Genomic DNA, 5,137 nt, shown 5'->3' with positions numbered 1-5,137 from the left:
GCTTCGATGATCCGCTGGACAGGCTTCAGCACCTCCGGCTGCCGCAGGCGCCAAGCCTGACGCGCCAGCCGAACTGGGCACTGCCGGCGCGGCCGGCCGTGTCCACCGCGGTGACCGTGACGGTGTAGGCGGCGTACTGCGTGACGGTGCCGCTGATCAGGCCTGTGCTCGGGTTGATCGACAGACCGGTGGGCAGGCCGGTGGCCGACCAGGTGTAGGGGGAAGTTCCGCCGGTGGCGGTCATCTGCAGGGTGGCGGAGGTGCGCAGGAGCGTCGACTGGTTGCCGGGGTTGGCCACGACGGGTGTGGTGGGGACGGGTGGCGCGGTGCAACTGATGTAGACGCTCGGGCTCTGCCACCGGATGGAGTCGGATGCCGGGATGTTGCCGAACGGATACCAGATGGTGGCCCAGGCCGTCGCCACGTAGTTGCCGGGCACGCAGGACGCGACCACCACCGCGCTCCCGCCGGTCAGGGTCGAGGCCACGATCACGCCGTCGCGGGCGAGGTCGAGCGACAGGTTGATGCCCGAGGGCACGCCACCGAAGCAGGTGACGTGCGCGTCGGCGGTGACGAGCGTCCTGGCCGCGTTCACCTGTGGGTAAGGTGACGACAAGTTGCAGAAGATGTTGGCGGCGCCGGCCGACGCGGGTACGGGGGCGATGACCGCCGCCCCCGTCATGGCCAGCGTCGCTACGATCAGCGGCCCCCGACGCAGGAGCCATCGTCCGATGTTCATGCCACGCAGTCCTTCCTGACGTCGGTTCGAGACGGCGACAGAGTGCGCTGAAAGTGGGTTGAAGCCGCCGTGACCGCCCGCCGGCACCGGCGCGGTCGCCCGCGGTACGCGGACGACGCTTCCATCCGGTCACCCGTCGGACATGGGTGCCCGCCACTTAAGTTGGCGGTGAGGCGGTCATTCCGGGCGCCCGGAAACCCGCGCCTTCCGACCGGCGGCGGGCGTGGCTCGTCCCTCGCCGGCGGTGCGCCGCACCCGGACCGGGGCCGTAAGCAGGAACGGGACAAGACATGGGTAGGTTCCACGTATGCCCGCGGGGAACCGCCCGTGGCAGCTGTACGCCGTGAGCGTGCAGCCCGCCCGCGGCGTCGCGTCGCCGTCCGCCGGTGACCGCGCAGCTTCATCGGCGACCGCGAGAGTGCCTGCTCATCGGCCCGCGGTCCAGCTTCGGAACCGGGGATGCGACGCCCGAGCCCGGCGCGGGTGGCGTGCCGTTACCAGATCTGCATGAGTTGATTGGCGCCACCGACGAACGGCCGCTGGACGAATCGGGCGCCCGCCAGGACGGAGCCGTTCTCCACGGTCATCGCCATCCAACTGGCCCCGTTGTAGATGCGGTACGCGGGCTGCAGCGGATCCTGCTCGAGGTACCACCACTGGGTCGGGTCGCTTGCGTTGCACGGATTCTGGTCGATCAGCTCCCCCGGGGTGAAGACAGCGACGCCAAGGCCGAGGCACTGAGCGCTTCTCCGGTTCACGAACTGGACCATCCCCGGGGCGTTGGGGACTGCGACCTCCTGCCAGTGACCGTTCCGCGCGTTGACGCTGTACGGCTGCTGTTGGGCCACGAGGTTGTTCGTCGTCCAGGGTGCCGGGATCGTGGCGACGAGGTTGCTGTGGAATGCGTTGATGCGGATCCAGTTCGGCCCCGCCTGAGCGGGCGACGGCGTGGCAAGCGCGGCGATGACCGTGACGGCTACGGTGACCGCCGCCGCCACTACGAGGCCCGCGAGCCGCTGGACGAGGTGATACTTGGGCATGGCCGACTCCTCAACGGATAGGGTGTATCGGCCCTAGGCTCACCGTCGATGTCATCGTGGCGTCACAATCGGCTCAGCACTCGTCCGGGCACCTTGTCGCGGTAGATTGCCGGCCATTCGTCGCTGGACCGTCGCGTCCGGATTGAAGTGGCCGGGTTTGGCGATGTACGGGTCGGCTCTACCGGTCGTGAACCCGTGGACCACACCAGTCGACAACCGTGCGAGCGTAGTCGGCGGGGACTTCGAACGGCGGCGCGTGACCCACGCGGTGGAGGACCGCCAGGTTCCAGTCGGGCCGCTGCGCCGTCCAGTCATCGATCGACGCGCGGGGAGTGAGGCGATCCTCATCGCCCCAGACAAGGAGACTCGGCGACGCGACCCGGCGCATCGCGTCGAGCAGGGGTCGCCGCCTGACGAACATCAGCGACATCAGCGAGGCATACACCGTGACCGCGCTCGCCAAGCGCGGCGGCTCGACCGCCGACATCTCGTCCCGCATGAGACTGGCGATTTCCGGCGACATTCTCGTCAGGTCACCGCCCGTGTTCCATTTTCTGCCCGCGATCGACGCGGGGTTTTCCAGTACCCGCAGTTGCGCCGCGAGGATGCGCCGCCCCGAAACGCGGAACAGCACCAGGGTGACCGCCGCGACGACGGCCAACCCCGCCCTGCCAAGGGTTCTCCACATGCGCGCCTCGCCGTCGCTCAGCGGGGGAGGAAGTGCCGGCACCACCAACACGAGCCCGGCGACCCGTTCGGGCGCCTGGTCGGCGAACAGCAACGCAATCACCCCGCCCGCCGACCAGCCGTGAACCACGACCCGATCGAGATCGAGTGCCTCAGCGAAATCGCGCAAGAACAGCACGTTGGCTTCGATGCTCGCCGCGCGCCGGTTCGGCAGCGCGGTGTGGCCGGCGATCGTGCCGGGCAGGTCTACCGCGATCGCGTTCGCGTGTGGTCGCAGTTCCGCGAGCACGTCGAGCCAGTTCGAGGCGCTGTTGGCCGGGTTGGGAACGAGCAGGTGAACCGGCACTTCCGACGTCCGCGTCTGATCAGTCACCAGGTAGTGCGCCTTCGTGCCGCGCACATCGACTGTCTCGCTGCGAATTCCGGACCAGCGAGTGGCGCGCTCACCCCAGTCGGCGTACTGCACCGCCCCAGGTTACGTCCACGAACGGCAAACAGTTGCGCTATACCCCAGGGGGGTATATGTTCGTGTCCGGAGGTGGTACCGATGGAGCACCAGCACACCAGCCGCGACAGTTCGACCGCGACAGCACCGACCGGCGGCCCGCACGGCCAGCACCTCGATGCGGCTTCGACGACCGCTGGTGGGCACCCGGAGCACCGGTCGTCGAGCCGTCACCTCGACCACGAACCGCACGCCGGTGGCGGCGGTCCCGCCGGGCACGGTGGGCATCAGGGCCATGACAAGCACGCCGGGCACGACCCGGAGCAGTTCCGCCGCAAGTTCTGGCTCAGTCTCGCCCTGACCGTGCCCATCGTCGTCACCAGCGACATGGTGATGGACTGGTTCGGCTACACCCTCGACTTCCCCGGCATCGACTGGGTCGGCCCGGTGCTGGGTTCGGTCGTGTTCTTCTACGGCGGCTGGCCGTTCCTCGTCGGCGGCGTGCGCGAGATCCGCGACCGCGCGCCGGGCATGATGTTGCTGATCTCGATGGCCATCACCGTCGCCTACGTCGCGTCGCTGGCCACGACGTTCGGCCTGTTCGACCTGGACTTCTGGTGGGAGCTGGCCGCCCTGGTGACCATCATGCTGCTCGGGCACTGGCAGGAGATGAAGGCGATCGGCCAGGCCCAGGGGGCGCTGGCGGCGCTGGCGGCGTTGCTGCCCGACGATGCCGAGGTGGTCGATCCCGACGGGACCGTGCGTCGCGTTCTCGTCGGCGACCTGCGCGTCGGTGACACCGTGCTGGTCCGCTCCGGTGCCCGGGTGCCCGCCGACGGCCGCATCGTCGACGGGTCGGCTGAGCTGGACGAGTCGATGATTACCGGCGAGTCGCGGCCGGTGCCGCGCGGCCTCGGCGACCGGGTCGTCGCCGGCACGGTGGCCACCGACTCGGCGCTACGGGTCCAGGTGGACGCCGTCGGTGAGGACACCGCGCTGGCCGGCATCGGCCGGCTCGTCGCGCAGGCGCAGGCGTCCAGCGGGCGGGCCCAGGTGCTCGCCGACCGGTTCGCCGCGATGCTGTTCTACATCGCCACCGCCGCCGCCCTGGTCACGTTCGTCGTGTGGTGGGCGCTCGGCGACCTCGACCAGTCCGTGGTCCGCACGGTGACCGTGCTGGTGATCGCCTGCCCGCACGCCCTCGGGCTGGCCATCCCGCTGGTGATCGCGCTGTCCACGGCCGTATCGGCCAAGGCCGGCATCCTGGTCAAGGACCGCCTCGCCCTGGAACGGATGCGCACCGTCGACGCGGTGCTGTTCGACAAGACCGGCACCCTGACCAAGGGCGCGCACACCGTCACCGCCATGGCCGCCACATCCGCGATCACCGAGGACGACGTGCTGCGCACCGCCGCCGCGGTGGAGGCCGACAGCGAACACCCGCTCGCGAAGGCGATCGTCAAGGTGGCCGCCGACCGCGGGCTGCGGGCCAGCGCCCGGGACTTCCGGTCGCTGACCGGCCGCGGCGTACAGGCCACGGTGGGCGACACCGCGTACGCCGTGGGCGGACCGGCCCTGCTCCGCGAACTGGACGTCCGCGTGCCGGCCGAACTGGCGGAGCGGACCGACGGTTGGTCGCGGCGCGGTGCGGCGGTGCTGCACCTGATCCGCCTGCCGCAATCGGCGGCCCGGTCCGGCCAGCCGGAGGTGCTCGGTGCGTTCGCCCTCGAGGACGAGGTCCGCCCCGAGGCCCGCCAGGCCATCGCCCAACTGCGCGAGCAGGGCGTCAAGAAGATCGTGATGATCACCGGCGACGCCCGGCCGGTCGCCGAGGCCGTCGCCGCCGACCTGGGATTCCGCCCCGGCGTGGACGAGGTCTTCGCCGAGGTCCTCCCGGCCGACAAGGACAAGGCCGTGGCCGACCTGCAAGCTCGCGGCTTGACGGTGGCGATGGTCGGCGACGGCGTCAACGACGCCCCCGCGCTGGCCCGCGCCGACGTCGGCCTGGCCATCGGGGCCGGCACCGACGTGGCCATCGAGTCGGCCGGCGTCGTGCTCGCCTCCTCCGACCCGCGCGGCGTCACCGGCGTGATCCGGCTGTCCCGGGCGTCGTACCGCAAGATGATCCAGAACCTGGCCTGGGCCGCCGGCTACAACATCATCGCCATCCCCCTGGCGGCCGGGGTCCTCGCCTGGGCCGGAATCACGCTCAGCCCGGCCATCGGC

The 5,137-nt window shown here is 70.5% G+C and carries 4 protein-coding genes; 1 reads left to right on the top strand and 3 read right to left on the bottom strand.

Translation table 11 applies throughout. The features are described 5' to 3' along the window. Positions 1-25: 25 nt before the first annotated feature. The 3 genes from VFO68_RS32880 to VFO68_RS32870 form a co-directional block, all read right to left on the bottom strand. The gene (locus tag VFO68_RS32880) at positions 26-595 is read right to left on the bottom strand and encodes an Ig domain-containing protein (RefSeq protein WP_325162332.1); all 570 of its coding nucleotides are present in this window, start codon (positions 593-595) and stop codon (positions 26-28) included. Between the two features lie 638 nt (positions 596-1,233). Then, positions 1,234-1,779 carry an RICIN domain-containing protein gene (locus VFO68_RS32875; RefSeq protein ID WP_325162331.1) on the bottom strand — a complete coding sequence of 182 codons (546 nt, stop codon included), beginning with the start codon at positions 1,777-1,779 and terminating at the stop codon, positions 1,234-1,236. A gap of 178 nt (positions 1,780-1,957) precedes the next feature. Continuing rightward, positions 1,958-2,932 (bottom strand): alpha/beta hydrolase, encoded by a 975-nt coding sequence (locus VFO68_RS32870; protein WP_325162330.1) that lies wholly within the window; start codon positions 2,930-2,932, stop codon positions 1,958-1,960. 81 nt (positions 2,933-3,013) lie between these two features. Between VFO68_RS32870 and VFO68_RS32865 the strand changes: the two genes are divergently transcribed. Next, a partial coding sequence (locus VFO68_RS32865) for a heavy metal translocating P-type ATPase (RefSeq protein ID WP_325162329.1) occupies positions 3,014-5,137 on the top strand: 2,124 nt, incomplete at its 3' end.

This window comes from Actinophytocola sp. (genome assembly GCF_035712165.1).
In the GTDB taxonomy this organism is placed as follows: domain Bacteria; phylum Actinomycetota; class Actinomycetes; order Mycobacteriales; family Pseudonocardiaceae; genus DASYTH01.
Note: the sequence above shows the minus strand (reverse complement) of the source record. Positions and strands in the feature narration are given on the sequence as shown.

Excerpts from the sequence above, each read along its gene's own strand:
- VFO68_RS32875 (WP_325162331.1), bottom strand. The coding sequence starts at position 1,779 with ATGCCCAAGTATCACCTCGTCCAGCGGCTCGCGGGCCTCGTAGTGGCG.